1 protein-coding gene is annotated in these 1558 nt (G+C 63.6%); it reads left to right on the top strand.

Translation table 11 applies throughout. The annotated features are described in order from the left end of the window. Nucleotides 1–198 precede the first annotated feature (198 nt). Nucleotides 199–1536, top strand: a complete 1338-nt coding sequence (tig, locus tag ACPDIX_RS15000; protein WP_423432614.1) for a trigger factor — start codon at nt 199–201, stop codon at nt 1534–1536. Nucleotides 1537–1558 lie beyond the last annotated feature (22 nt).

Below are 1558 nucleotides of genomic sequence, written 5' to 3'. Positions count from 1 at the left end.
TTTTGATCGGAGCGCAAGGCGCTCTCCGACCCCTCCGGCCCACGCAGATGAAATAGCCCTGATCTGGGCGTCAGCGGGCCCTGGCGGAACTTGACGGGTGGGGAGCGCCCTCTAGATTGTGGGGCTCTGCCGGTTGCAGGTGACCCCGGGACCCGAACCCACGGCCGGCAACAAGCGAGCACGAAAGGATTGGAGACTGTGAACATTTCGGTGGAACCGTTGGCCCCCTGCCGCAAGTTGGTACGGGTGGAAGTCGAGGCGGCAAAAGTCGACGAAGCCTTTGCCGGTACGCTCCGGGTGTATCGGGAGGGCGCTGCTCTGCCCGGCTTTCGTCGGGGCAAGGCCCCCTTGGAGCTGGTGGAGCGCAAGTTCTCGAAGGAGATCGAGTCTGAAGTCCGGCATCAGCTCATTCAGGAGTGTTTGAAAGAGATCCAATCGAAGAAGGGCCTGCGGGCATTGCGGCTGGAGAATGTGGAGGTGCTGCAGTTCGGCCGGGGCCAGCCCTTGCAGGCGGTCTTCACCATGGAGACCGAGCCCGAGTTCGAGCTTCCGGAGTACAAAGGGCTGCCGGCCAAACGGGAGATCCGGTCGGTGACCGACGAGGACGTGGAACGTGCGCTGGAGGTGCTGCGACGGCAGCGGGTCCAGTACCGCACCGTTCAGCGTCCGGCTGCCACGGGCGACATTGCCGTCATCAACTACACCGCCACCGTCGAGGGGAAACCGCTCCGGGAAGTGGCCCCCGATGCGCCCAGCCTGGCCGAGGCCAGGGGCTTCTGGGTTCACGTCGAACGCAACGCCTTCCTCCCCGGGTTTGGTGAACAATTGACAGGCGCCCAGGCGGGCGACCGCCGCACGATTCATCTGCTCTTTCCGCCCGATTTCCCCAGCCCCGCCCTCGCGGGCCGGCCGGCAGCGTTCGAGGTGGAAGTGGTCGAAGTCAAGGAAACGGTCCTGCCCCCGCTGGACGATCAGTTCGCCAAGGATTTGGGCGCGGAGAATCTCGATGCGTTGCGCGCCGGCGTGCGACGCGACCTGGAGAACGAATTGAAATACAAACTCAAACGCCAGGTGCGCACGCAGCTGATCCGCGCCCTGCTGGACCGGGTCCATTTCGATCTCCCGGAATCCCTGGTGGACCACGAGACCCGGCGGACCGTCTACCAGATTGTGCGGGAGAACGCCGCTCGGGGCATCAGCCGCGAGCTGATCGAACGCGAAAAGGAAGCCATCTACCAGAACGCCCTCGCCACCGCCAAAGAACGGGTCAAGCTGGATTTCCTCGTGCACCGGATCGCCGAAGAAGAGAAGATCGAAGTCGCCGACGAGGATTTCAACCGCTGGGTGACCTATCAGGCGGCTCTCACTGGCAGGGACCCCCGGAAACTCGTTTCGGAAATTCTTGATCGAGACGCACTCCCGCAGGTACACGGCGAGATCCTGCAGGAAAAGGTCCTCGACTTTCTGGAACAACATGCCCGGATCGAGGACGTGCCGTCCGATCAAATGCCGGTCGGTCTGGGCATCCGAAGCTGATCGGCGGGCTCACCGACCGGGG

This window comes from Limisphaera sp. 4302-co (assembly GCF_049537155.1).
GTDB lineage: Bacteria > Verrucomicrobiota > Verrucomicrobiia > Limisphaerales > Limisphaeraceae > Limisphaera.
Note: the sequence above shows the minus strand (reverse complement) of the source record. Positions and strands in the feature narration are given on the sequence as shown.